Raw genomic sequence first — 22,966 nt, forward strand, 5'->3', positions numbered from 1 at the left:
GCCATGAGGTGGACGTCCGCGCTCGCGATCTACATCCTGTTCTGGTCGTTCTCGGTGTTCCTGGTCCTGCCCTTCGGGGTCAGGACCACGGACGAGGCGGGTGGCGACAAGGTCGCGGGGCAGGCGGAGAGCGCTCCGCACGAGTTCCGCGCCGGGCGTACCGCGCTAAGGGTGACGATCGTGGCGACGATCCTGTTCGCGCTGTTCCAGTTGAACTACCGCTATGGCTGGATCGAAGCGCGCGACGTGGACTTCTTCGACCGGATGAACATGGAGATCCGCTGAGGCTTCAGGTCTCAATTGCCCGACGCAATTGGCCCAGCAGCGATGTCAGGCGCTGAGTGGCCGAACCGATCGTACTCAAAAGCTCGTGTGCTTCCTGCTGATCGACAACATGGCGTCGGTGCTCTTTGCCGACGGCTGAGAAATGCAGCATATCGAGACGCAACTGCCAATGACCGCGGCGATCGGCGGTGACCTTGGCCTTACCGTGACAGAGCAGGGGGCGTAGGTTCTCGTGACTGCGAAAGGCCGCCAGCGCCGCTCGCCCGGCTTTTCCTTCGGCGCCGAATGGTCCCGCCTCCGCGATCGCTAGCGCCAGCTGTTCGAAGCGTTGTCCTGTCAGATGGGGGAGGACAATGGTTTTACCACGCTTGGGCACGGACTGAAGCGTTACCAGCGTTTCGCTGACCGCCGTCTCTGCTTCGGCGAAGCGTCGGATCAACGCACCGCGCCAGCGATCGACCGCTGCGTTCAGCGCCGTCCAATCCACAGGGTCGTGGGATGTATCAATATCGAGGGCGGCAGCGTCCATGCCGCCAAGATAGGATAGGCTAGTTTTCCGAACGGTTACCGTCCTGAAGCATCAGCGCAGTCGCTCGATCGCCTGCGCCAAGGCCACGTAGAGCTTGCCCATGTCGGACGACAGCAGGGTCACGCCCAGTGGCGAACCGTCGCGCTGGGCCAGGATCGTGCGCAGCATCGCCTCGAAATCGTGGATGTAGCCGTTGACCTGGTCGCGGAACCGGGCGTCGCCATCATAGAGATTGGCGATCTCGCGCGCGTCGCTGCCATCGATCAGGCGTACGGCGCGACGGGTGAAGACGCCACGGTCGCCCTTCAGATAGGCAGCCCAGGCGCTGTCGGCGATGTCGGGCGCGAACGCCTTGGCGATGTCGATCGAGGCGGAGTTCAACGCCTCGATCAGCACCGACACGCGGCGCGAGAGCGAGTCGTGATCCGCCGCCTCCCGCTCGATCCGTGCCTCTTCCAGCCGGGTCTCGACGATCGCGGTCTGCTCGCTGATCGTCTGGACCTGTGCTGCGAGGCGTTCGGTGGCGCGCGTAGCGGCGGTCACGGCGGCGCCGGCCGCTTCGTCGATCGCGGAGATCTGGCGCTGCACGGTGTCGCCGGTGGCGCGGCGCATCGCGGCGGCGCTGGCCTGTTCCAGCGCGCCGGCCGCGTCGGGAATCACTGTCTCCAGCGTCTCGCGCGCGCGGTCGGCGGCGATCTGCGCCGTCTCGCGAACCCGTAGCAGCGCGTCGAGCAGTCGCGGCGCGGCCTCGTCGGCGAAGCGGTGGCTGCGGTCGATCGTCTCGTCGACCATCTCACCGAGCGCATCGGCCTTGGCGCGACCCTCGGTCAGAGTTTCGAGCAGGTTGCTCGACAGCTGGTCGAGCGTGCGACGCTGATCGGCGACGACGCCGGCGACCGCCTCGATCGCGTCGTGCGTGCTCTCGGCGGCAGTGACCAGCGCGAGGAGTTCGGGCTTGGCCTGCGCCACCGCCCGGCGGCTGTCGCCGACCCGCGCGTCGAGCCGGTCGAGCGCGTCGGGCAGCGTCTCGTCGATCTCGCGGGCGGCGGCGTCGAGCGCGACGAGCAGCGCCTCGGTCGATCCCATCGTCCGCTTGGCCATCGTGTCGCCGGCGCGCAATGCCTCGGTCATCGCGTCTGCCGAGCCGCCAAGCGCGCTGATCGAGGCGGCAAGCATCTGCGACCGCTCGACCCCCTGTGCGTGCAGCGCCTGGAGCTGGCCGTCGACCCGTGCGAGCCCGGTCGACAGGTCGTCGACCATCGTGTCGGCGGTGCCACGCTCGTCGGCGAGGCGGGCGGCGATCCGGTGAACGACGTCCTCGATCGCGTGCAACCGGTCCGCCAGAACCTCGACCGTCTCGCCCGTTGCCGCGTCGAGGGCGGCGTGATGGCGACCGACCACCGCGAGCATCGCCTCTGACTGGTCGGCCAGGTTGAGCCGGGCGGTGTCGGTCGCCTGCTCGGTGCGTCCGATGAGTGCCTCGACCGTCTCGGCCAATTCGCCGGCGACGCGGGCGAGGCGACCACCTGCCGCGCTGCCGGCCGCGTCGAGGCGGCCGACCTGCTCGGCCAGTCGGCCGGCCGCGGTCGTCGCGAATACGTCGACCGCAGCGGACATGCCCTCGACCGTCTGTTCCAGCCGCTGCCCGGCCGCGTCGCCGATCGCATCGAGGCGCACGCCATGTTCGTGGAGCAGGCGGGCGGCGGCGTCGCCGTGCTGGGCCAGGGCGGTGCCCGCCTCGGCCGTGGCCCGTTCCAGCCGTGTGCTCGCGCTGTCACCGGCCGCGTCGATCCGCGCGACCTGCTCTGCCAGATGCTCGGCGGCGATCGCGGTGCCGCTGTCGACGAGACGCGAGCGTTCGCCCAGCGCGACCAGCTGCGCCTCGAGCGCGGCGGCCTGAGCGGCGGCGGTCAGTCCGGCCTGGTCCAGGCGTCGGCCGACCTCCTCGCTCTCGGCGCGGGCGCGCGGCATGGCGGCGATCAGTTCGCCGACCGTGGCACGGGCGCGCTCGGCGGTCTGGGAGAGGCGATCGGCCTGCGCCTCGGCTTCCTCGATCCGCTCGGCCATGGCGTCACCCACCGAGGCGAGGCGCGTCGCGGCGGCGGCGCCGGCGTCGAGCTGGACGGCGATCTGCTCGCGGTGCGAGGCGAGGGTACGCGACAGCGAGGCGACGCGCCGTTCCAGCGCCGCCGCCTCCGCCCTCATCGCCTGCGCAGAGGCGCCGAAGCGGCGAGCCTCGGCCCGGCTGGTACGACGCGCGAGCAGCCAGACGATCCCGATCAGCGTCGGCACCACCGCCAGTGCGGCGACGAACTGGGTGAGGTCGACCGGGGAGAGCGTGGGGAGGGAGGGGAGTGCCAGCCAGACCATGCCGCCGATCCACAGGGCGGTCAGCAGCAGCGCGGCGGCGGGCGCTGTCCAGCCCCAGCCGCCCGACGCGTCGAGCGGTTCGGCATCGACCAGGTCGAGGACATCGTCCTCCACCCAGTCCGATTCGGCGCGGGGCCAGAGATCGTCATGCGCGTCGATGCGTGCGCCCATCAGGCCGGCCCCCAGATCATCGGTCCCGTGTACCAGCTTTGCGGCGAGCGTAAATGCCGGCTGCGCATGCCGCGGGATTTGGCGTAGGCTCTAACCATCTGGTAACTATCTCGGTCATAAGGCTCGGTCATGGCGTATGATCCCGGTGCAATCGATGCGACGTTGGCGGCGACGGTGGGGGATGACCCCGCGCTGATCGTGGAGTTGCGGCTGGCCTTCGTCTCCAGTGCCGAGAAGGCGTTGTCGGCGATGGAGAAGGCCGAGGATCTCGACACCTGGCGGACCAGTGCCGCGCGGTTGCGAGGGCTTGCGGCGAGCTTCGGCGCGGTGCGGCTGATGGCGCTGGCCGCCGGAGCCGTCGACGGCAGGATGGGCGACCAGCAGATGCTGGCGAAGCTGCGCCGCGCGGTACAGCGGCTCTGATCGCGATCGGCTGATGTGGATGGCGGCACCGGCCCGCTTCCGCGAACGGACCACAGCGCCGTTGTCCTGTGCCGAAATGATCCCTAACAGCGTGGACGATGCTCGCAGGGCTTCTCTTCGCCGATCATGAAGCGCTCGACCGGCCGGGCCAGTTGACCGCGACGCTGCCGTTCGGCGGCGTGTCGCTGATCGAGTATCAGGCGCGATTGCTGGTCGGTGCCGGTGCCTCGCAACTGATCGTCTCGGTCGGGCGGCTGACGCCGGAACTGCTCGGCGCGCTGGGCCGGATCGGGCGGCGCGGGATCGCCGTCGATGCGGTGCGGTCTGCCGCGGAGGCGACCGAGAAACTACATCCGCTGTCGCGCGTGCTGATGCTCGCGGACGGACTCATCACCACCCAGGACATCGTCGATGCGATGGCGCACGAGCCGGCCGACGTCCTGCTGGTGATGCCCGATGCCGATTGCCCACCGGAATATGAGCGGCTGGGTGGCCGCACCGCCTGGGCCGGGGTCGCGCTGCTCGACCCACGCCGGATCGCCGAGGTGGCGGCGCTGCCGCGCGACTATGACCTGCAATCGACGACGCTGCGGCTCGCCGAGCAGGCGCGCGCCGCGCACCTGCCGCTGCCGCCGAGCGCGCTGCACGACGGGCACGGCATCGAGCATTCCAGCCAGGGGATGGCGGCGCGTGGCCGCGCAGTCCTGGCGGCGACGGTTGCCGACCGGCGCAACTGGTTCAACACCGCGCTGACCGCGCCGCTTGCCCGAGCGAGCGTGCCGCCGCTGGTATCCCGCGGGGTGGCGACGGCGTTGGTTGCCGCAGTCGGTGGAGTGGCTGGATTTGGCGGCATCGTCGCCACGACGATGGGGGCGCCAGCCACCGGGCTGGTCGTGGCGTTGGCCGGCAGCCTGGTGCTGAGCGTCGGTGCGGTGCTCGCTCGGCTGCGCGACGAGGATCGGCTCGACCGGGTGCAAGGCGTTGCGGCCAATGTCATTCCGGCCGGCGCGGTGCTGGCGCTGGCGAGCGGCAGCGAAACGTCGGCACTGGCCGTGGCGGGCGTGGCGATGCTGGTGTTCGTAGGGATACTCGGCCTGCGCGCGATCCGCCGGTCGCAGCGGCGCGCCTGGTGGGGTACGCCGCAAGCCTATCTGGTGGTGCTGACGATCTTCACGCTGGCGGGTCATGCGGACTGGGGAATTGCCGCGACGCTGCTGTATGCCGGTGCGACACTGACGGCCGCGATCGAGTCGCTGCGCGGGGAGGCGTAGCCGGCGGGCCGCGTGTGGAACGATCTTGAGGAGGCTTAGGGTCGCCTTAACTACGGAAAGAATAGGCCTTCGGTATCATGGCGGCGCACTCTGATCGGGAAGAGGCGGGGGACTGGACCCCGCACGGGCTCGCGGCGCGTGCCGCCGGTGCCGACCGGCGGGCGCGGAACGTCGTGGCGATGGCATCCGCCGACCTGGCGGTCGGCGAGGTCGATCGCCCGGACGAGCATACCCGATTGGCGCTGGGCCGGCACTGCCGGGCGGCGGTGAGTGCAGCAGAGGCGGCGATCCGGCGCCATGCGCTGCGCCTGCTCGCCGATCAGATGACGGCAGCGCGGGCGGAGGGGCTGTTGCAGCCGACCGAGGCCGTGTCGGCGCAGCTGGCGGCATCCGGGCTGCTCCGCGATACCGACCTGATCGGCGAGTGGCTGGCCCGCGTGCGGCAGGACATGCTTGTCGCCGCGCTGCCGGTGGCGGTGAACGGTCCCGACGAGCCGAGCCTGCTTGCCCGTCTGTCGCTGGCCCCCGATGCGCCGGTGGCGCGCGCGGCGGCGGCGCTGCTGGCGGCGGACAGCCGGCGTCGCGACCAGTTCGAGCGGGGCGAACCGGATGGCGCGGAGCTGCCGCCGGCGCTTCACGCCAGGCTGGTCTGGTGGGTCGCGGCGGCGATGCGCGGCGGGGCGCATGACGGCGCGCGCGATCACGCATTGGCCGAGGCGGCGGCGCGTTGCCTGGCGGCGCAGGAGGATGGCGACCGGGCGGACATGCTCGCGATGCGGCTGGCCGCGGCCATCGACCCGCGCCCTGCGGAGATCGCGAGCCTGCTGGTTGAGGCGATCGGCGACCGGCGCCTTGGCTTCTTCATCGCCCTGATCGCCCATATGCTCGACCTGCCGTTCGACCAGGCGCGGACGATCGTGCTGGAGCCGGAGGGCGACCGGCTATGGCTGGCGCTACGCGCGTTGAAGCTCGACCGGCCGTCGATCGCCCGTATCGGGCTGGCGCTCGGCGAGGCCGATCCGGCGCGCGACATAGAGGTGTTCGCCGACGCACTTGACGCAATCGTGGCGGTGCCAGCGGCCGAGGCGCATGCCGCGCTGATGCCGCTGACGCTCGACCCGCGCTTCCTGGCGGCGATCCGCATGGTCGAGGAGGGCGGCCGATGAACGTGCCCGACGCGACGACCGGGGGTGCGGTGGCACATGCGGTGATCGGCGTCGACGGCGCGCTGCTGTCGGCCGACCCGGCAATCGCGATGCTGAACAGCCGCGCCGGCGGGGTGCTCGGCAGCCGGCTCGCCATTCCGCAGCTGGCGGCGGCGGCGTGGCTGGCGCGGCGGCTGGGTATCGTCGTCTGTCGCCGGGTGACCGTCGCCGACGATGACAGCGACGTCGAGTTGTGGGTCCGGGCCCAGCCCGAGGGCGAGCGCATCCGCATCGCCGCGAGCGGCTGGATCGAGCGTCCTGCCTGGCGGCCGACCTGCGATCCCCTGCCACTGCTGAACGACGGCGGGCTGTCATGGGAAACGGACGCGACGCTGCGGCTGACCTTCGTGTCGCCGGGCACTGCCCGCTTGCAGGGGTTCGATCCGCTGACGCTGCTCGGACGCCCGCTGACCATCCTGTTCGGGTTCGACGAGGGGGCGGGCGGGGCCATGCCGATCCTCGATGCGCTCGCGCGTCGTCGCCCGTTCCGCGAACAGCCCGCTTTGCTGCGCCCGACCGGCCAGCCGGTGATCCTGTCGGCGTCGATCCGTCCGGACGCGCAGGGCGAGTTCGGCGGGCTGACCGGCTCCGCGAGCTTCGTCGAGACGGTGGATCGGCAGGACCCGCTGTCGTCGGTGTTCACCACCGGCCTCGACAAGGCGTTGCGCGCGCCGCTGCTCCGCATTGTCGCCCATGCCGATGCGATCGGCGCGGCGACGGATGGACCGGTGGCGGCCGACTATGTCGACTATGCCGCTGATATCGCCAGCGCAGGACGACACCTGATGGCGCTGGTCGACGATCTAGTCGACCTGCAGGCGATCGAGCGGCCGGACTTTACGCCGGCCGCCGTGCCGATCGATCTGGCCGAAGGTGCGCGGCGCGCGGCGGCTTTGCTGTCCGTGCGCGCCGATCACGCCGGGGTGACGATCCTGAAACCCGCCGCCGACGAGCGCGCACCGGCGATCGGCGACGCGCGGCGTGTGCTCCAGATCCTCGTCAACCTGATCGGCAATGCGGTGCGCTACACACCCAATGGCGGCGCGGTGGCGCTGGATGTCGGGCTCAGCGGACCGACCGCGCGGATCACCGTGACCGATCACGGCAAGGGCATCGCCCCGCAGGATCAGGAGCGAGTGTTCGGCAAGTTCGAGCGGGTCGACCCCAACGAGGTCGGCGGCAATGGTCTGGGCCTGTTCATCGCCCGCCGGCTGGCGCGTGCGATGGGCGGCGACCTGACACTGGCGAGTGCACCGGGCGAGGGGGCGCGTTTCACGCTGACGCTGCCGACGGGCACGCTGCCGTCGGCGTGACAGACCTCAGCGGCGCGGCAAGCGGCGCATGACGAGGACGATCAGCAGCCCGGCGACCGCCAGCGCAGCGCCATAGTCTGCCCACACGGTCTGATCGAGCATGAAGCTCGACCGCGGCCAGTGGATGTACCCCAGCCCCTGGCCGATCCAAAGCATGCCCATCAGCGCCATGAGGACGCCGATGGAAAGAAGGATCGGCCGGAGGCGGCGCACGTCAGCGCTGTCCGACGGGAACGTAATCGCGCTGCGTCGGGCCCGTATAGAGCTGGCGCGGGCGGCCGATCTTCTGGTCGGGATCGGTAATCATCTCGTTCCACTGCGCCACCCAGCCCACCGTACGCGCCAGCGCGAACAGCACGGTGAACATCGATGTCGGGAAGCCGATCGCCGACAGGATCACGCCCGAGTAGAAGTCGACGTTCGGGAACAGCTTCTTCTCGACGAAATAATCATCGTTGAGTGCCAGTTCCTCCAGCCGCAGCGCGGTGTCGAACAGCGGGTCGTTGACCTTCAGCGCGTCGAACACCTCGCGCACCGTCTTCTGCATCACCGTCGCGCGCGGATCGTAGTTCTTGTAGACGCGGTGGCCAAAGCCCATCAGGCGGAACGGATCGTTCTTGTCCTTGGCGCGGGCGATATATTCGGGAATGCGCTCGGGCGTGCCGATCTCGCGCAGCATGTTCAGCGCCGCCTCGTTGGCGCCGCCATGCGCCGGACCCCACAGACATGCGATGCCGGCCGCGATGCAGGCGAACGGATTGGCGCCCGACGACCCCGCCAGACGGACGGTCGAGGTCGACGCGTTCTGCTCGTGATCGGCATGGAGGATGAAGATCCGGTCCATCGCCTTCTCGACCGCCGGGTTCACCTCATAGGGCTCGGCCGGCACGCCGAAGGTCATGCGCAGGAAATTGCCCGTGTAGGACAGCGAGTTGTCGGGATAGAGGAAGGGCTGTCCGACGCTGTACTTGTACGCCATCGCCGCGATCGTCGGCATCTTGGCGATCAACCGGTGCGAGGCGATCACCCGCTGCGCCGGATCATGGATATCGGTCGAATCGTGGTAGAAGGCCGACAGCGCACCGACCACGCCGCACATGATCGCCATCGGATGCGCGTCGCGCCGAAACCCGCGGAAGAAGGTCGCCAGCTGCTCGTGCACCATCGTGTGGCGGGTGATGGTGGTGCTGAACGTCTTCAGCTCGCCCTGCGACGGCAGTTCGCCGTTCAGGAGGAGGTAGGCGACCTCCATGAAGCTCGACTGTTCGGCAAGATCGCCGATCGCATAGCCGCGGTGGAGCAGGACGCCCTGGTCGCCGTCGATATAGGTCAGCTTCGACTGGCAGGACGCGGTCGAGGTGAAGCCGGGATCATAGGTGAAGGCGTCCGTCTGGCCGTACATCTTGCGGATATCGACCACGTCCGGGCCAATCGTGCCCGACATGACCGGATAGTCGTAGCTCTTGCCGTCAAGGGTGAGCGTTGCGGGGTCGGTCATTCCACCATCCTTCATCTTAGCTGTCATGCCCGGTGGTCGCGCGATCGGCGATCCGGCCGAGGCTTTCGGAGCGCCCTAGAAGGGCGAGAACGTCGAAGATGCCGGGCGACGTCTTGCGCCCGGTCAGAGCCACACGCAGCGGCTGGGCGACCTGGCCGAGCTTTACGCCCCGCTCCTCCGCCACCTGCCGTACCGCGCCTTCGAGATGCTCCGTATCCCAGTCGGCGAGCGCGTCAAGCGCCGCATGGACGGATGCGAGGATCGCAGGCGCCTCGCCCTCGAGCAGCGGCGCGGCAGCCGGATCGATCGCCAGCGGCCGCTGCGCGAACAGGAAGCCGGCGCCATCGGCCAACTCGTTCAGGTTCGCCGCCCGTTCCTTCAGCGCTGGCATCGCGCGGGCGAGTAGCGCCGCGTCTGCCTGCGGCAGCCGCTCGGCGACCAGCGCGGCGAGCCGGTCGTCAGCCGCCTCGCGGATGTACTTGCCGTTCAAATTCTCGAGTTTCTTCAGGTCGAACCGCGAGGGTGACTTGCCAACCGCGCCAAGGTCGAACCACTCGACCGCCTGATCGCGGCTGATCTTTTCCTCGTCGCCATGCCCCCAGCCGAGCCGTAGCAGGTAATTGTCGAGCGCCTCGGGCAGGATGCCGAGCTCGTCGCGATACGCCTCGATCCCGACTGCGCCGTGGCGCTTGGACAGCTTGGCGCCGTCCGATCCGTGGATCAGTGGAATATGGGCATAGACCGGCACCGGCCAGCCATTGGCGGTGTAGATGGGCAGCTGGCGGAAGGCGTTGTTGAGATGGTCGTCGCCGCGGATCACATGGGTGACGCCCATGTCGTGATCGTCGACCACGACGGCCAGCATATAGGTCGGCGTGCCGTCGGAGCGGAGCAGGACCAGGTCGTCCAGTTCGGCATTCTGGACGGTGACGCTGCCCTGTACCCGATCCTCGATCGTCGTCGCACCCTCGCGCGGGGCACGCAGCCGGACGACGAAGGGCTGCCCCTCGGGCGCGTCGCTGCGGTCGCGCCAGGGGCTGCGGATGCGCAGCGGCTGCTTGGCCGCCTGCGCCGCTTCCCGCTGCGCCGTGATTTCCTCGGCGGTCATGTAACAGCGATAGGCGTGGCCGGCGGCGACCATCTGGTGCGCGACCTCTGCGTGGCGGTCGCTGCGCGCGAACTGCATGACAGCGTCGCCGTCCCAGTCCAGGCCCAGCCAGCGCATGCCGGCAAGGATCGCGTCGACCGCCGGCTGCGTTGAACGGGCGCGATCGGTATCCTCGATCCTCAGCAGGAAACGGCCACCGTGATGGCGGGCGAACAGCCAGTTGAACAGCGCGGTGCGCGCGCCGCCCAGATGCAGGAAGCCGGTCGGCGAGGGTGCGAAACGGGTCACGATCCGCGCGCCGTCGGCGGCTGCGGTCGAAGGGGTGGCGGCGGCGGTCATGGTGCCGCCCTGATCGGTTGTTGCGCCCAAGCGCGCATGCTCCCAGACTGGATGATTGATGGCCGGTTCAGCCGTGGACGCCCCTAGCACGCACCCTCCGGGGCGCCAAATCGCGCGCACCCGCGATGCGGTGGAGGCGTGGCTGGAGGCGGAGCGCGACCAGCTGCCGCTGTGGCTGCCGGTGATGCTGGGCGCGGGGATCACCCTGTGGTTCGTGCTGCCGCGCCCCATCCTGTGGATCGCGACGGCGCTGGCGTGCCTGGCAACGGCAGCTGCGGCGGCGGCGATCGGGCGGGGCGGGCGGCTCGCCCACGCAATCGCGGTGGGGGCGGTGGCGATGGCTGCGGGCGTCGCGGTGATCGGCTGGCGGGCCGAAAGGGTCGCAGCGCCGGTGCTGGCCCGGCCGGTGGTGGCGGGCTTCACCGCACGGGTCGAGCGGGTCGAGCCGCTGGTGGCGCGGCAACTCGTGCGGTTGACCTTGGTGCCGATCGGGTCGGCTACGGATGGTAAGGGGCGGCGGATCGACCTGCCCGATCGCGTACGCGTGAATGTCGCGGTCGCCGAGATGCCGAAGGCGGGGCGAGGGGCCGTCATCCGGCTGCGCGCGCGCCTGATGCCGCCGCCCACCGCAGCCGTGCCGGGAGCGTATGATTATGCACGGGTCGCGTGGTTCGCCGGGATCGGCGCAACGGGGCGCGGGCTGGCGCCGATCGCAGTCCTGCGAGCGGGCCAGCCAGACCCCGGCATTCGCGCGGCGCTGACCGCGCATATCATCGCCAATGTGCCGGGGAGCGCCGGCGGCGTCGCGGCGGCGCTGGCGACGGGCGATACCGGCGCGATCGACGAAGCGGATGCGGAGGCGATGCGCGCGGCGGGGCTGGCGCACCTGCTGTCGGTCAGTGGGCTGCACATCACCGCCGTGGTCGGCGCGACGATGGTGCTGGTGCTCAGAGTGCTGGCGCTGATCCCCGCGCTCGCGCTGCGGCTACGGTTGCCGCTGGTCGCGGCAATGGCGGGTGCGGGCGCGGCGATCGGCTACACCCTGCTGACGGGTGCGGAGGTGCCGACGATCCGGTCATGCGTCGCGGCGCTGCTGGTGCTGGCGGCGCTGGCGTTGGGGCGCGAGGCAATGACGCTGCGGCTGGTCGCGGGCGGGGCACTCGTCGTGCTGCTGGCGTGGCCGGAAGCGCTGGCGGGGCCGAGCTTTCAGCTGTCGTTCGCGGCGATCACCGCAATCGTCGCGCTGCACGACCATCCGGCGCTGCGGCGGTTCGGCCAGCGAGAGGAGCGGGGCTGGCGGCGGCTGGCGAGAGACCTGCTCCTGCTGCTCGCGACGGGCGTGGTGGTGGAACTCGCGCTGATGCCGATCGCCGTCTATCATTTCCACCGCGCCGGGCTTTACGGCGCGCTTGCCAATATCATCGCCATTCCGCTGACGACCTTCGTCATCATGCCCCTCGAACTGCTCGCGCTTCTGCTCGACATGGGCGGAGTGGGTGCGCCGGTCTGGTGGTTGACCGAGCGGGCACTGGGTCTGCTGCTGTGGCTGGCGCAGGTCGTGGCGGCGAGCCCCGGCGCGGTGACGGCATGGGCCGCCCTGCCCGACGGCGCCTTCGCGCTGATGATCGGCGGCGGGCTGTGGGTGGCGCTGTGGCGGACGCGGGTGCGGCGTTGGGGGGCGGTGCCGTTGCTGTTGGGGATCGTGTGGGCGCTGGCGACCCCGCCGCCAGACCTGCTGGTGACCGGCGACGGACGGCATGCCGCGGTGCGAGCGGGCGACGAGGTGGCGATCCTGCGCGACCGTACCGGCGACTATATGCGCGACGTGCTCGCCGCCAATGGCGGCAGCATCGCACCGGTCCTGCTGGGCGAGACCGGCAGCGCCCGGTGCACGCGCGACCTGTGCCTGGCAGAGGTGCAGGGGCGGTCGGGTCGGCGCTGGCGGGTGTTGATGACGCGCAGCGCCTATCTGGTGCCTGCCGGCGAGTTGATCGCCGCCTGCACTCGGGCGGATGTCGTCGTCAGCGAGCGGCGACTGCCGCGCCGCTGTACCCCGCGCTGGCTGAAGCTGGATCGCGACACGCTGGCGCAGACCGGCGGGCTGGCCGTCACCTTCGCAAACGGCCGGATCGTCACCGTCCGCCAGCCGGGCGACGCGCACCCCTGGATCGACCCGCCACGCGTCGGCGCGGCACCGCCGCCGCGCCGTCCTCAGTCGTAGCGGCGCAGGATACCCGACAGCTTGCCCTGAATACGCACCTGCTGCGGTGCGTAGCGCTGCGGGTCATAGGCGCGATTCGCAGGGTCGAGGCGGACCATCGTTCCCTCGCGCCGGAAGAATTTCAGCGTCGCCTCTGCCTCGTCGATCAGCGCCACGACGATCTCTCCGTCGCGCGCCACCTCGGTCCGGCGGACCAGTGCATAGTCGCCGTCAAGAATGCCCGCCTCGACCATCGAGTCGCCCGACACCTCCAGCGCATAGTGGTCGCCCTGCCCGAGCAGTGCCGCGGGGACCGACAGCATGGTCGAGCCCTCGAACGCCTCGATCGGAACACCGGCGGCGATCCGGCCGTGGAGCGGGATCTCAACAACGTCGTTGGCGACGACGCGAACAGGCTGAGATTGGCCGGGCGGCGTCGCGGCCGGGCGGCTACGTGCCTTCTTCTCGGCCTTTTCCGGACGATCGGGCATCCGCAGGACTTCGAGCGCACGCGCCCGGTTAGGCAGGCGGCGGATGAACTGCCGCTCCTCCAGCGCCGAGATCAGGCGGTGCACTCCCGACTTCGACTTCAGGTCGAGCGCGTCCTTCATCTCCTCGAACGAGGGGGATACACCCGTTTCTTTCAGGCGATCGTTGATGAAGCAGACCAGTTCGTGCTGCTTGCGCGTGAGCATGCCAAGCCTCCGTCGGGAACAGACGAGGAACCGATATGGAACAATCTGGCTTGCGTCAAGCGATCATCAGGATTTCTGCCGATTCGCCTGCCCGTGCCGCCATCGCGCCTGCCGGGCGAACGATCAGGCAGTTCGAGCGGGCGAGCGTCAGCAGCATCGAGCTGTCCTGAATGGTCGAGGCATAGGCGCGGCCGTCGCGGATCTCGGCCCGCAGATAGTCGGTGCGCCCGCCATTGGCGGGCAGGTCCTCGCCGAGAATGCCGTGCGTCGTGACCGGCAGCGGATCGGCGGCACCGCCCAGTCGCGCGATCAGCGGCAGGACGAACAATGTCGCGGTGACGAAGGCCGATACGGGATTTCCCGGCAGCCCGAGCACCAGCATGTCACCCCGCCGGCCGGCCATCATCGGCTTGCCCGGACGCAGCGCGATACGCCAGAACTCGATCGCGCCGCCCGCCGCCTCTAGCGCCGGGCGGACCAGATCATGGTCGCCGACCGAGGCACCGCCGGTGGTCACCAGCAGGTCGGCCTCGACCGCGGCAAAGGCGTCGCGCAGCACCTCCAGCGAATCGGGCAGGATGCCAAGATCGATCAGGTCGACCGGTAATCCCTCCAGCATCGCGGCGAGCATCGCACCGTTCGATTCGGGCAGGGCAATCGGATCGTCGCTGCCCGGCGCCACCAGCTCGTCCCCGGTTGCGGCGATCGCAACCCGGACCCGGCGGCGTACCGGCAGCGCGACGATGCCACCCGTCGCCGCGACCGCGATGCGAGCCGGGGTCAGCCGCGCGCCGGCCTGGATCAGCCGGTCGCCCGTGGTGAAATCGAGGCCGCGTGGGCGAACGTTCCGATGACGGTAGGGCGGTCCTTCGCCGGACAGGCGCAGTTCTGCGCCATCGCGCTCCGCCTCTTCCTGGATCAATACCGTGTCGGTGCCGGTGGGCAGTGCCGCGCCGGTGAAGATGCGGGTGGCCTGCCCTGCTTCGACCTGGCCGGCGAAGGGGCGTCCTGCCGCACTCTCGCCGATGACCCGCCATGGGCCGGGCATGTCGGCAAACCGGATCGCGTAGCCGTCCATTGCCGACAGGTCGGCGGCGGGCTGGGTGCGGCACGCCACCACATCATCCGCTGCCCAGCGGCCGACGCCGGCGCGCAGCGTGACCCGCTCCGGCGCGACCGGTGTCGCGAGCGCGAACAGTCGCGCCTGCGCCTCTGCGACGGGGATGAGCGTCATGGCGCCTGCCAGTCACCCGACTTGCCGCCCGACTTGGCAAGAACGCGGACATTGTCGATCACCATGTGCCGGTCGACCGCCTTGACCATGTCGTAGATGGTGAGAAGTGCGACGCTGGCGGCAGTCAATGCCTCCATCTCCACGCCGGTCGGGCCCGTGGTGGCGCAGGTCGCGGTCACCTCGACGCCATCGGCGAGCAGGGTCAGCTCGATGGCGACGCGAGTGAGCGGTAGGGGGTGGCAGAGCGGGATCAGCTCGGCAGTGCGTTTGGCCGCCATGATGCCGGCGACGCGGGCGACGGCGAGCACGTCGCCCTTTTTCGCGGTCGCATCGCGGACCAGCGCGAGAGCCTCTGGGGACAGGGTGATCCGGCCTGCCGCCGTCGCCTCGCGTGCGGTGGCGGGCTTGGCGCCGACATCGACCATGCGCGCCGCACCCGCCCCGTCGAGATGGGTAAGCCCGGTCACCCGACCAGCGCGCGGGTCGCCGCCTCGACGTCGGGCTGACGCATCAGCGCCTCGCCGATGAGGAAGCAGTTGATGCCCTGCGCCGCCAGCGCGTCGAGATCGGCACGGGTCGATAGCCCGCTCTCCGCGACGAAGGTGCAGTCGGCAGGCGCCAGCGCCTTCAGCCGGGCGGAACGGCCGATATCGATCGAAAAGTCGCGAAGGTCGCGGTTGTTGACTCCGATCAGGCGCGAGCGAAGGCGCAGTGCGCGCTCCAGTTCCGCCTCGTCATGCACCTCTACCAGACAGTCGAGCCCCTGCTCGATCGCCGCCGATTCGATCTCGGCGAGTGCGCCGTCGTCCAGCGCGGCGACGATCAGCAGGATGGCATCGGCGCCGAGCGACCGGGCCTCGACCGCCTGCCACGGATCGACGGTGAAATCCTTGCGCAGCACCGGGATCGACGCGGCCGCGCGCGCAGCGACCAGATAGGCGTCGGCCCCCTGGAAATAACGCTCGTCGGTCAGCACCGAAAGGCAGGCCGCCCCCCCCGCCTGATAGGCGAGGGCGTGGGCGGGGGGATCGAAGTCGGGACGGATCAGGCCTTTAGACGGGCTGGCCTTCTTCACCTCGGCGATCAGCGCGTGGCCGGTCTTCGCCATTAGCGCCGCACGAAAACCGCGCGGGGTGGAGGCGGCGGCGCGCGCCTGCAACGCAGCCAGCGGCGTGGCGGCGCGTCGGGCGGCGACCTCCTCGCGCTTGGTGGCGATGATGGTGTCGAGCATCGTCATGAAAAGGCGATCCAGCGGTCGAGGAGATGGTCCGCCGCGCCGCTGTCGATCGCTTCGGCCGCGATCGCCGCACCGCGGGTCAGGTCGTCCGCCCGCCCGGCGAGCAGCAGCGCGGCGGCGGCGTTGAGCAGCACCGCATCGCGATACGGGCCGTATTCCCCGCGCAGCAGCCGGCGCAGTGCCAGTGCGTTATAGGCGGGATCGCCACCGCGGATGGACTCGACGGGATGACGCGGCAGGCCGGCATCCTCGGGCGCGATGCGCGCCGCCAGGGTCGCCGCACCGACGGTGCGGACGATGGTGGCGCCGGCGCCGGAAATCTCGTCCAGCCCCTCCTCGCCGGACACGACGAGCGCGGCCTCGGTGCCGAGCTGCTCCAGCGCCTCGGCATAGAGGCCGGCATAATCGGGACGGGCGATGCCGATCAGCTGCCGCCGAACCCGCGCCGGATTGGCAAGCGGCCCCATCAGGTTGAAGATGGTGCGTCGGCCGATCCGGCGGCGGATCGGCGTGATGCGGACCATCGCCGGATGGTGATTGGCCGCGAACAGGAAGCAGATGCCGAGTTCCGCCAAGCTCGCTTCGGCCGACGCGCCGGCCGCCATCATGTCGAGTCCCAGCGCCTCCAGCGTGTCGGCCGCCCCCGCCTTCGACGAGGCGGCGCGGTTGCCGTGCTTGGCGACGGGCACCCCGGCGGCAGCCACGACCAGCGCGACCGCGGTGGAGACGTTCAGCGTGTGATGTCCATCACCGCCGGTGCCGCAGACATCGATGGCGTTCGCCGGGGCAACGATTGGCAGCATCCGGGCGCGCAGCGCGCGGGCCGCCTCGGCGACCTCGATCGACGTCTCGCCGCGCACCGCAAGGTCGGTGAGGAAGGTGGTGATCGCATCCTCGCCAACCCGCCCGTCGAGGATGTCGGCAAAGGCGGCGGCGGCACTCTCGCGCGACAGCGGCGTCGTGGGATCGGGCAACGGCGAGACGATCGTCATGCCAGCTCCCGCACCACCATGCCGGCGACGCGCATGAAATTGGCGAGCAGGGCGTGGCCGTGCTCGGTCGCGATGCTTTCGGGATGGAATTGCACGCCGTGTACCGGCAGTGTGGCGTGACGGAAGCCCATGACCGTGCCATCCTCTGCCCGCGCGTTGACGACCAGCGCCGGCGGCACGTCATTGACGATCAGCGAGTGGTAGCGGGTGGCGGTGAAAGGTGAGGGGAGCCCCGCGAACATGCCGCTGCCGTCGTGCAGCACCGGCGAGGTCTTGCCGTGCATCAGGCCGCCGCGCTCCACCCGCCCGCCGAAATACTGGCCGATCGCCTGATGGCCCAGGCACACGCCGAGGAGCGGCCGCCCCTCCGCCGCGCACGCCTCGACCAGATCGAGGCTGACGCCCGCCTCGTTCGGGGTGCAGGGACCGGGCGAGATCAGGAACGCCTTCGCCCCCGACGACAGCGCCTGGCCGGCCGAGATGGCATCGTTGCGCACCACCTGCACCTCTGCCCCCAGTTGCTGGAGATAATGGACGAGGTTCCAGGTAAAGCTGTCGTAATTGTCGACGACGAGGATCATGCCGGTCGCCATAGCCGCCTGAAACATTCCCGCAACCCGGAGCCGCGATGCGGGCGATGCGTTATATGTGCCGTGAAGGAGTAACCCCATGCGTATCGCCCTGCCGTTGAGCCTGATCCTGCTGTCGCTGCCGGCGATGGCTGTGGCACAACAGAATGCCGACGGGTCGGCCGGCGGCCAGCCGCCGCAGCGGGTGCGCAGCGTCACCCTGACCGGCGAGCAGCAGTGCCCGAAGTCGGAGGGCGACGAGATCGTCGTCTGCTCGCGCAACGACGAGCCGTATCGCATCCCCAAGGCGCTGCGCAACGACGGCCCGATCCCGGTGCCGAGCCAGAGCTGGGTGAACCGCGTAGCGGACATCGACCAGGCGGGGCGCGTCGCGGGCGGCCTACCCAACACCTGCTCGCCGATCGGGACAGGCGGTCAGACCGGCTGCTCGATCATGGCGGCCAAGCAGTGGGCAGCAGAGCGGCGCGCACAGAAGCGGGCGGAAGAGTCGGTGCCCTAAGGGTTCGTTAGAAAAGCGGCTCGTTCGCCGATTTTCAAACAGCCGCTAAGCCCGTGCTGCGAGAAGCGCCGTTCCGAAGCCGATGAACAGCGTGCCGGTCAGCCGATCGAACAGCCGCTGTCGCGCCGGGGTGGCGAGATAGCGGGCGAGTTGCCGGCCACCCAGACCGTAAGCGGCATACCAGCCCGACTCGATCACGGCGAAGGTTGCAACCAGGATAGCGAACTGTGGCACCTGCGGCCGAACAGGGTCGATGAACTGCGGCAGGAAGGCGGCGGCGAACAGGATCAGCTTGGGATTGGTCAGCCCGATCAGCAGCCCGCCGCGGAATAGCGACCAGCGGCCAACCGCCGGGGACAGCGGATCGAGCGCCGCGGGGCTCGCGCCGCTGCTCCGCCATGCCTTCACGCCCAGATAGAAGAGATAGGCGACGCCGGCGTAGCGGATCGCATCGAACAGCCGCGGCCAGGCGATCAGCAGCGCGCTGAGCCCCGCGGCCGATGCCGACAGGACCAGCACGATCGCCAGCAGGCACCCGGCCATCGTTGCCGTGGCACGGACGAAGCCGACGGCGATGCTCTGGCGCATGACGTGGAGCATGTTGGGACCGGGCGTGCCGGACAGCAGGAACACCGCGCCGACGAACAGCCACCAGCTCTGCCAGCCCATCGGCTACTGTCCGAAATCGGCCTCGCCGGCGCGGGTCACCGCGTCGCGGGCAGCGGCAAGGATCGCGCCGGCCTTGGCCTCGCACTCGCGCTGCTCATAGGCGGCGGTCGAGTCGGCGACGATGCCAGCACCGGCCTGGACGTGGATGGTGCCGTCCTTCACCACCGCTGTGCGCAGGACGATGCACGAGTCGAGTGATCCGTCCGGCGAGAAATAACCGACCCCGCCGGCATAGGCGCCGCGCCGCTCCGGCTCCAGCTCGGCGATGATCTGGCAAGCGCGGATCTTGGGCGCGCCGCTGACCGTCCCGGCGGGAAAGCCCGCGAACATCGCGTCGAGCGCGTCACGCTCGGGTGCCAGCCGTGCGGTCACGTTGGAGACGATGTGCATGACATGGCTGTAGAGTTCGACCGTGTAGCTGTCGGTCACCCGCACGCTGCCGGGCGAGGCGGCGCGGCCGGCGTCGTTGCGGCCGAGGTCGAGTAGCATCAGATGCTCTGCCCGTTCCTTGGGATCGGCGAGCAGGTCGGTGCGGTTCGCCTCGTCCTCGCTGGCCGTCGCGCCGCGCGGGCGGGTGCCGGCGATCGGGCGCACCGTGATCTCGCCGTCCCGGACACGGACCAGGATCTCCGGGCTCGACCCGATCAGCGCGAAGCCGGGCAGGTCGAGATGATAGAGAAACGGCGAAGGGTTGATGCGACGCAGCGAGCGGTAGAGTTCGAACGGCGGCAGCGGGAAGGGCGCGGTGAAGCGCTGCGCCAGCACCACCTGAAATATGTCGCCGGCCGCGATATACTCCTTGGCCGCGTCGACCATTGCCTCGTAGCGGGCGGGCGGCATGGCGGGAGTGTAGGCCGGCTCGGGCGTATCGAGGCGAACCGGCGGGGGCAGCGTCGCGCTCGCCAGCCGTGCCTCGATCGCGTCGAGCCGCTCCTCTGCGGCACCGACGATTGCGGCGGGGTCGCGGGTTGGGTCGGGCCAGACAGGCGCGACCAGGAACAGGGCGTCGGCGAGACGGTCGAAGACCAGCAGCACCGTGGGTCGCACGAACATCATGTCCGGAAGACCCAGCGGATCGGCGTCGGGCTGCTCCAGCCGCTCGACCAGGCCCACCGTCTCATAGCCGAAATAGCCGACCAGGCAGGCGAGCGCGCGCGGCAGCTCTGCCGGCACGTCGGCGCGGCACTTCGCGACCAGATCGCGGAGCGCGTCGAGCGTCGGCGACGCGCAGGGCTGCCACGCCTCGCGGTCGGTCGTCCAGTCAGCGTTGATCTCGGCCCGGGCACCGCGCGCGCGGAACACTAGGTCGGGCGCGAGGCCGATCAGGCTGTACCGGCCCCGGATCGCGCCGCCCTCGACCGACTCGAGCAGGAAGTCGCCGCGCCCTGCCTCGATCAGGCGCAGCGCCGCTGCGACCGGCGTCTCAGTGTCGGCGATGCGTCGGCGCCAGAGCAGGGCCGGTCGGCCCGCCGCCAGCGCCGCCATCGCGGTAGCGGGATCAGTTATCGGAACCACCCTGGCCGGCGAGTTCCGCCTTAAGCTTGGCGAGCGCGGAGGCGTTGGTCTTCACGCCGACCTGCGTGCGCGCAGCCCGGGCGAACTGCTGCGCGAATTCGTTGCCGCTGAGGCGGCCGAGATCGCTGCGCACGCCGGCGATCAGCGTCGGGTTGCCGGCGACGTCGCCCTGCTGCGCACCGTCGAGGCGGACGATCAGCCAGCCGGCGCCCTGCGGTGCCTCGACCAGCCGGGTCGAGCGCGGCGCCATGCCGAACAGCGTCGCCATCGCGGGATCGGGCGCCTGCTGGCGCGCCAGCTCGGCGCGGGTGCCGACCAGCGGCTTGACCTGCGGCGCGGCAACGCCGGCCGCCACCATCGCCTGGGCGAGCGGCGTGCCCTTGTTGACGGCGGCGAGCACCTGTCCGGCGATACGGCGCGCCGCCTGGCGCCTGCGATCGGCGATCAGGTCGCTGGTCACCGCCGCGCGGATATCGGCGAGCGGGCGCGGGGCGGCGGGAACGATCTGGCCGACGGCGACCACCGCGAAACTGCCGTCCTTGTCGGTCTGCACCAGCTGCGGCGCATCGTCCTCGGCGGCGGAGAAGGCGGCGGCGAGCAGCGGCTGGAGCGCCGGGTCGGGCTGCGCCGGCGCGGCCGGATCGATGCCGGTGGCGGTCAGCGCCGGGGTGGTGCGCGGCTGGAGCTTGGCGTCGGCGATCGCCTCGTCGAAGGTCGCACCGCCGCCGAGCGCATCGTCCAGCTTGTCGTGCAGCGTCGCCAGTGCGTCGGCGGCCTTGCGCTGGGTCAGTTCGGCGACGATCGCCGGGCGGACCTGGTCGAGCGTGCGCGCCGGCACCTGCTCGACCGCGTCGACCCGCACGACCGCGAAGCCGAGCGGCCCGCGGATCGGACCCAGCACCGCGCCCTTGGCGGCGCCGAAGGCCGCGTCGGCGACGGCGGCGGACGACTGGGCGGTCAGCGCCGCCTTGTCGAGCCCGGTCAGCGTCGATGCCTCCAACCCGGCCGCCCGGGCGGCATCGGCCAGCGACGTGCCGGCGCGGACCTTGGCCGCGAGCGCCTGCGCGCCTGCCTGATCGGCGACGATCACCTGCGACACGGTGCGCTTCTCACTTGCCTGATAAGCGGCGCGGTTCTGCTGATAGGCGCGCGCGACCTCCGCCTCGGTCGGGGTCGCGGCGGCGCGAACCTGCTCGGGCGTGACCAGCGCATAGCGCAGCGAGCGGCGTTCCGGCACGCGATAGCGCGACAGGTTGCGGCCGTAGAACGCCTGCAACTCGGCCGCGGTCGGCGCCGGACCGGCGGGCAGCGTGGCAGTCGGGATGAAGCCGGCCTGACCCTGGCGACGCTCCAGCATCAGCGCCGCATAGGGGCGCGCCATCTGCTCGCCGACCGATGCCGCACCGACCGTGGGGGCAGTCAGCTGCTGCGCGAGCAGTTCCTGCGCGATGTCCTTGCGGATGCCCGCATCGGTCAGCTTCCGCTCCGCCAGGATGCGGCGATAGAGGTTCTCGTCGAACTTGCCGGTCGGCCCCTGCAGCGCGGGGATGCTGGCGATCTGCCCGTCGACCAGCCGCTTGCTGATCGCCATGCCCTGGTCGCGCCCGAACACCGCGAGCGAGGTGGCGCCGATCATCCGGTCGAGTGCCTGCTCCAGCGCGCCGGCCTGGAGATAGCCGGCCATGTCGGCGGTCGGCTGGGTCCGGCGTGCGGCCGCGACCTCGTCACCGGCGCGCTGGCGCAGCTCGGCGACGGTGATCTCTTCCTTGCCGATCTTGGCGATGTCGTTGCCGCCGATGCCCGCGGCCGACCCCGCGATGTTCGACACGTCGCCCGCCGCGAAGGCGAGGGCGATCACCCCGAGCACGACGAAGGTGACGATCACGCCGACCTTGGAATTGATGAGACGGCGAAAGAAGCTGAGCATGGACAACCGTTCGAAAGGAATGCGCCGCCTTATGACGCTGGCGCGCGCGCTTCAAGACGCGCTAGGGCGCGACAATGAATGGGAGACGATGATGCGGCGCAAGCTGGTAGCGGGAAACTGGAAGATGAACGGCTCGCTGGCGACGCTGGCAGAGCTGGACGCGATCGCGCAGGCCGCGGCGGCGGCACCCGGCGTCGACGTCGCGATTGCGGTGCCGTTCACGCTGATCCACCCCGCCGCCGTCCGTGCCCCCGGTCTGGCGATCGGCGCCGAGGACGTGCACGAGGCGGAATCGGGCGCGCATACCGGCTGCGTGTCGGCCGCCATGGTGCGCGAGGCGGGCGCCAGCTTCACCATCGCCGGCCATTCCGAGCGCCGCGCCGACCAGGGCGAAACCAGCCATGACGCCTGGGCCAAGGCCGCGGCAGCGCATCGCCAGGGGCTGAACGTCATCCTCTGCTGTGGCGAGACCGAGGCGGAGCGCGATGCCGGCCGTGCCGAACGCGTCGTGCAGGCGCAGATCGAGAAGTCGGTGCCCGACCACGCCGATGGGCGCTGGTTCACGCTCGCCTATGAACCGCGCTGGGCGATCGGCACCGGGCGGACGCCGACCCTTGACGAGATCGCCGCGATCCACGCGATCGCCCGTGCCAAGCTGCGCCACATGATCGGCGACGCCGCCGACGGCGTGCGGATCCTCTATGGCGGCTCGGTGGTGGGCGGCAATGCGGGCGACATCCTGGCGACCGACAATGTCGACGGCGCGCTGGTCGGCGGTGCCAGCCTGACCGCAGCCAAGTTCGTCCCGATCATCGAGGCTGCCGCCCGAATATGACAAAAAGTTCAGGATCGATCATAGAAGCAGGACGTTCGCAGACGCGAGCAATCCGGGAGTG

General features: G+C 70.4%; 22 protein-coding genes. 8 read left to right on the plus strand and 14 right to left on the minus strand.

Going from position 1 to position 22,966, the window contains the following annotated elements; all coding sequences use genetic code 11:
* Window positions 1–3: 3 nt before the first annotated feature.
* Complete coding sequence (locus Q5H91_RS02700) at window positions 4–285, plus strand: DUF1467 family protein (RefSeq protein WP_305171671.1); 282 nt, start codon at window positions 4–6, stop codon at window positions 283–285.
* 4 nt (window positions 286–289) lie between these two features.
* On the opposite strand, the gene Q5H91_RS02705 is transcribed toward Q5H91_RS02700, so the two are convergent.
* Both Q5H91_RS02705 and Q5H91_RS02710 read right to left on the minus strand, forming a co-directional pair.
* A complete protein-coding gene (locus tag Q5H91_RS02705; protein WP_305171672.1) occupies window positions 290–814 on the minus strand; it encodes a hypothetical protein in 525 nt (174 codons plus the stop codon).
* Window positions 815–865: 51 nt separating this feature from the next.
* Complete coding sequence (locus tag Q5H91_RS02710) at window positions 866–3,355, minus strand: coiled-coil domain-containing protein (RefSeq protein ID WP_305171673.1); 2,490 nt, start codon at window positions 3,353–3,355, stop codon at window positions 866–868.
* A gap of 129 nt (window positions 3,356–3,484) precedes the next feature.
* Between Q5H91_RS02710 and Q5H91_RS02715 the strand changes: the two genes are divergently transcribed.
* The 4 genes from Q5H91_RS02715 to Q5H91_RS02730 all read left to right on the plus strand — a co-directional run bounded on the left by Q5H91_RS02715 (window position 3,485) and on the right by Q5H91_RS02730 (window position 7,567).
* Complete coding sequence (locus tag Q5H91_RS02715) at window positions 3,485–3,778, plus strand: Hpt domain-containing protein (protein WP_305171674.1); 294 nt, start codon at window positions 3,485–3,487, stop codon at window positions 3,776–3,778.
* A gap of 98 nt (window positions 3,779–3,876) precedes the next feature.
* Entirely contained in the window at window positions 3,877–5,049 is a 1,173-nt protein-coding gene (locus Q5H91_RS02720) for a hypothetical protein (RefSeq protein WP_305171675.1), read from the plus strand.
* Window positions 5,050–5,126: 77 nt separating this feature from the next.
* Window positions 5,127–6,215, plus strand: coding sequence for a hypothetical protein (locus Q5H91_RS02725; RefSeq protein WP_305171676.1), 1,089 nt, complete (start codon window positions 5,127–5,129; stop codon window positions 6,213–6,215).
* Window positions 6,212–7,567: a PAS domain-containing sensor histidine kinase gene (locus tag Q5H91_RS02730; RefSeq protein WP_305171677.1), complete on the plus strand. Its 1,356-nt coding sequence runs from the start codon at window positions 6,212–6,214 to the stop codon at window positions 7,565–7,567. The genes Q5H91_RS02725 and Q5H91_RS02730 overlap by 4 nt, the downstream gene beginning before the upstream one ends.
* A 6-nt stretch (window positions 7,568–7,573) precedes the next feature.
* Here the strand turns inward: Q5H91_RS02730 and Q5H91_RS02735 are convergent, their stop codons facing one another.
* From Q5H91_RS02735 to gltX, 3 genes are read right to left on the minus strand one after another with little or no spacing between them, the layout of a single operon-like run.
* Window positions 7,574–7,738, minus strand: coding sequence for a hypothetical protein (locus tag Q5H91_RS02735; RefSeq protein WP_305171678.1), 165 nt, complete (start codon window positions 7,736–7,738; stop codon window positions 7,574–7,576).
* Between the two features lie 43 nt (window positions 7,739–7,781).
* Complete coding sequence (locus Q5H91_RS02740; RefSeq protein ID WP_305171679.1) at window positions 7,782–9,065, minus strand: citrate synthase; 1,284 nt, start codon at window positions 9,063–9,065, stop codon at window positions 7,782–7,784.
* Window positions 9,066–9,081: 16 nt separating this feature from the next.
* Window positions 9,082–10,512: a glutamate--tRNA ligase gene (gene gltX / locus Q5H91_RS02745; RefSeq protein ID WP_305171680.1), complete on the minus strand. Its 1,431-nt coding sequence runs from the start codon at window positions 10,510–10,512 to the stop codon at window positions 9,082–9,084.
* Between the two features lie 58 nt (window positions 10,513–10,570).
* On the opposite strand from gltX, the gene Q5H91_RS02750 reads away from it, so the two are divergent.
* The gene (locus Q5H91_RS02750; protein WP_370655206.1) at window positions 10,571–12,733 is read left to right on the plus strand and encodes a ComEC/Rec2 family competence protein; all 2,163 of its coding nucleotides are present in this window, start codon (window positions 10,571–10,573) and stop codon (window positions 12,731–12,733) included.
* On the opposite strand, the gene lexA is transcribed toward Q5H91_RS02750, so the two are convergent.
* The 6 genes from lexA to Q5H91_RS02780 are packed head-to-tail and all read right to left on the minus strand — an operon-like array spanning window position 12,724 to window position 17,451.
* Window positions 12,724–13,407 (minus strand): transcriptional repressor LexA, encoded by a 684-nt coding sequence (lexA, locus tag Q5H91_RS02755; RefSeq protein ID WP_305171681.1) that lies wholly within the window; start codon window positions 13,405–13,407, stop codon window positions 12,724–12,726. The genes Q5H91_RS02750 and lexA overlap by 10 nt on opposite strands.
* A gap of 55 nt (window positions 13,408–13,462) precedes the next feature.
* Window positions 13,463–14,641: a molybdopterin molybdotransferase MoeA gene (locus Q5H91_RS02760; RefSeq protein WP_305171682.1), complete on the minus strand. Its 1,179-nt coding sequence runs from the start codon at window positions 14,639–14,641 to the stop codon at window positions 13,463–13,465.
* On the minus strand, window positions 14,638–15,108 hold the full coding sequence (gene moaC, locus Q5H91_RS02765; protein ID WP_305171683.1) for a cyclic pyranopterin monophosphate synthase MoaC: 471 nt from the start codon (window positions 15,106–15,108) through the stop codon (window positions 14,638–14,640). The genes Q5H91_RS02760 and moaC overlap by 4 nt, the downstream gene beginning before the upstream one ends.
* Window positions 15,105–15,878: an indole-3-glycerol phosphate synthase TrpC gene (gene trpC / locus Q5H91_RS02770; RefSeq protein WP_305171684.1), complete on the minus strand. Its 774-nt coding sequence runs from the start codon at window positions 15,876–15,878 to the stop codon at window positions 15,105–15,107. The genes moaC and trpC overlap by 4 nt, the downstream gene beginning before the upstream one ends.
* The gene (gene trpD / locus Q5H91_RS02775) at window positions 15,875–16,870 is read right to left on the minus strand and encodes an anthranilate phosphoribosyltransferase (RefSeq protein ID WP_305171685.1); all 996 of its coding nucleotides are present in this window, start codon (window positions 16,868–16,870) and stop codon (window positions 15,875–15,877) included. Before trpD ends, trpC begins: the two co-directional genes overlap by 4 nt.
* Complete coding sequence (locus Q5H91_RS02780; RefSeq protein ID WP_305171686.1) at window positions 16,867–17,451, minus strand: anthranilate synthase component II; 585 nt, start codon at window positions 17,449–17,451, stop codon at window positions 16,867–16,869. Before Q5H91_RS02780 ends, trpD begins: the two co-directional genes overlap by 4 nt.
* An 88-nt stretch (window positions 17,452–17,539) precedes the next feature.
* Between Q5H91_RS02780 and Q5H91_RS02785 the strand changes: the two genes are divergently transcribed.
* Complete coding sequence (locus Q5H91_RS02785; RefSeq protein ID WP_305171687.1) at window positions 17,540–17,959, plus strand: hypothetical protein; 420 nt, start codon at window positions 17,540–17,542, stop codon at window positions 17,957–17,959.
* A 45-nt stretch (window positions 17,960–18,004) separates the two neighbouring features.
* Here the strand turns inward: Q5H91_RS02785 and Q5H91_RS02790 are convergent, their stop codons facing one another.
* From Q5H91_RS02790 to Q5H91_RS02800, 3 genes are read right to left on the minus strand one after another with little or no spacing between them, the layout of a single operon-like run.
* Window positions 18,005–18,628: a LysE family translocator gene (locus Q5H91_RS02790; RefSeq protein WP_305171688.1), complete on the minus strand. Its 624-nt coding sequence runs from the start codon at window positions 18,626–18,628 to the stop codon at window positions 18,005–18,007.
* Window positions 18,629–18,631: 3 nt separating this feature from the next.
* On the minus strand, window positions 18,632–20,113 hold the full coding sequence (locus tag Q5H91_RS02795) for an anthranilate synthase component I family protein (RefSeq protein ID WP_305171689.1): 1,482 nt from the start codon (window positions 20,111–20,113) through the stop codon (window positions 18,632–18,634).
* A gap of 13 nt (window positions 20,114–20,126) precedes the next feature.
* Window positions 20,127–22,070: a SurA N-terminal domain-containing protein gene (locus Q5H91_RS02800; protein WP_305171690.1), complete on the minus strand. Its 1,944-nt coding sequence runs from the start codon at window positions 22,068–22,070 to the stop codon at window positions 20,127–20,129.
* A gap of 88 nt (window positions 22,071–22,158) precedes the next feature.
* On the opposite strand from Q5H91_RS02800, the gene tpiA reads away from it, so the two are divergent.
* Entirely contained in the window at window positions 22,159–22,905 is a 747-nt protein-coding gene (gene tpiA / locus Q5H91_RS02805; RefSeq protein ID WP_305172367.1) for a triose-phosphate isomerase, read from the plus strand.
* The last annotated feature ends 61 nt before the right edge of the window (window positions 22,906–22,966 follow it).

The sequence above is a fragment of the Sphingomonas aurea genome (genome assembly GCF_030678875.1).
Classification (GTDB): Bacteria; Pseudomonadota; Alphaproteobacteria; order Sphingomonadales; family Sphingomonadaceae; genus Sphingomonas; species Sphingomonas aurea.

Excerpts from the sequence above, each read along its gene's own strand:
- Q5H91_RS02700 (WP_305171671.1), top strand. The coding sequence starts at position 4 with ATGAGGTGGACGTCCGCGCTCGCGATCTACATCCTGTTCTGGTCGTTC.
- Q5H91_RS02705 (WP_305171672.1), bottom strand. The coding sequence starts at position 814 with ATGGACGCTGCCGCCCTCGATATTGATACATCCCACGACCCTGTGGAT.
- Q5H91_RS02710 (WP_305171673.1), bottom strand. The coding sequence starts at position 3,355 with ATGGGCGCACGCATCGACGCGCATGACGATCTCTGGCCCCGCGCCGAA.
- Q5H91_RS02715 (WP_305171674.1), top strand. The coding sequence starts at position 3,485 with ATGGCGTATGATCCCGGTGCAATCGATGCGACGTTGGCGGCGACGGTG.
- Q5H91_RS02720 (WP_305171675.1), top strand. The coding sequence starts at position 3,877 with ATGCTCGCAGGGCTTCTCTTCGCCGATCATGAAGCGCTCGACCGGCCG.
- Q5H91_RS02725 (WP_305171676.1), top strand. The coding sequence starts at position 5,127 with ATGGCGGCGCACTCTGATCGGGAAGAGGCGGGGGACTGGACCCCGCAC.
- Q5H91_RS02730 (WP_305171677.1), top strand. The coding sequence starts at position 6,212 with ATGAACGTGCCCGACGCGACGACCGGGGGTGCGGTGGCACATGCGGTG.
- Q5H91_RS02735 (WP_305171678.1), bottom strand. The coding sequence starts at position 7,738 with ATGGCGCTGATGGGCATGCTTTGGATCGGCCAGGGGCTGGGGTACATC.
- Q5H91_RS02740 (WP_305171679.1), bottom strand. The coding sequence starts at position 9,065 with ATGACCGACCCCGCAACGCTCACCCTTGACGGCAAGAGCTACGACTAT.
- gltX (WP_305171680.1), bottom strand. The coding sequence starts at position 10,512 with ATGACCGCCGCCGCCACCCCTTCGACCGCAGCCGCCGACGGCGCGCGG.
- Q5H91_RS02750 (WP_370655206.1), top strand. The coding sequence starts at position 10,571 with ATGGCCGGTTCAGCCGTGGACGCCCCTAGCACGCACCCTCCGGGGCGC.
- lexA (WP_305171681.1), bottom strand. The coding sequence starts at position 13,407 with ATGCTCACGCGCAAGCAGCACGAACTGGTCTGCTTCATCAACGATCGC.
- Q5H91_RS02760 (WP_305171682.1), bottom strand. The coding sequence starts at position 14,641 with ATGACGCTCATCCCCGTCGCAGAGGCGCAGGCGCGACTGTTCGCGCTC.
- trpC (WP_305171684.1), bottom strand. The coding sequence starts at position 15,878 with ATGACGATGCTCGACACCATCATCGCCACCAAGCGCGAGGAGGTCGCC.
- trpD (WP_305171685.1), bottom strand. The coding sequence starts at position 16,870 with ATGACGATCGTCTCGCCGTTGCCCGATCCCACGACGCCGCTGTCGCGC.
- Q5H91_RS02780 (WP_305171686.1), bottom strand. The coding sequence starts at position 17,451 with ATGATCCTCGTCGTCGACAATTACGACAGCTTTACCTGGAACCTCGTC.
- Q5H91_RS02785 (WP_305171687.1), top strand. The coding sequence starts at position 17,540 with ATGCGTATCGCCCTGCCGTTGAGCCTGATCCTGCTGTCGCTGCCGGCG.
- Q5H91_RS02790 (WP_305171688.1), bottom strand. The coding sequence starts at position 18,628 with ATGGGCTGGCAGAGCTGGTGGCTGTTCGTCGGCGCGGTGTTCCTGCTG.
- Q5H91_RS02795 (WP_305171689.1), bottom strand. The coding sequence starts at position 20,113 with ATGGCGGCGCTGGCGGCGGGCCGACCGGCCCTGCTCTGGCGCCGACGC.
- Q5H91_RS02800 (WP_305171690.1), bottom strand. The coding sequence starts at position 22,070 with ATGCTCAGCTTCTTTCGCCGTCTCATCAATTCCAAGGTCGGCGTGATC.
- tpiA (WP_305172367.1), top strand. The coding sequence starts at position 22,159 with ATGATGCGGCGCAAGCTGGTAGCGGGAAACTGGAAGATGAACGGCTCG.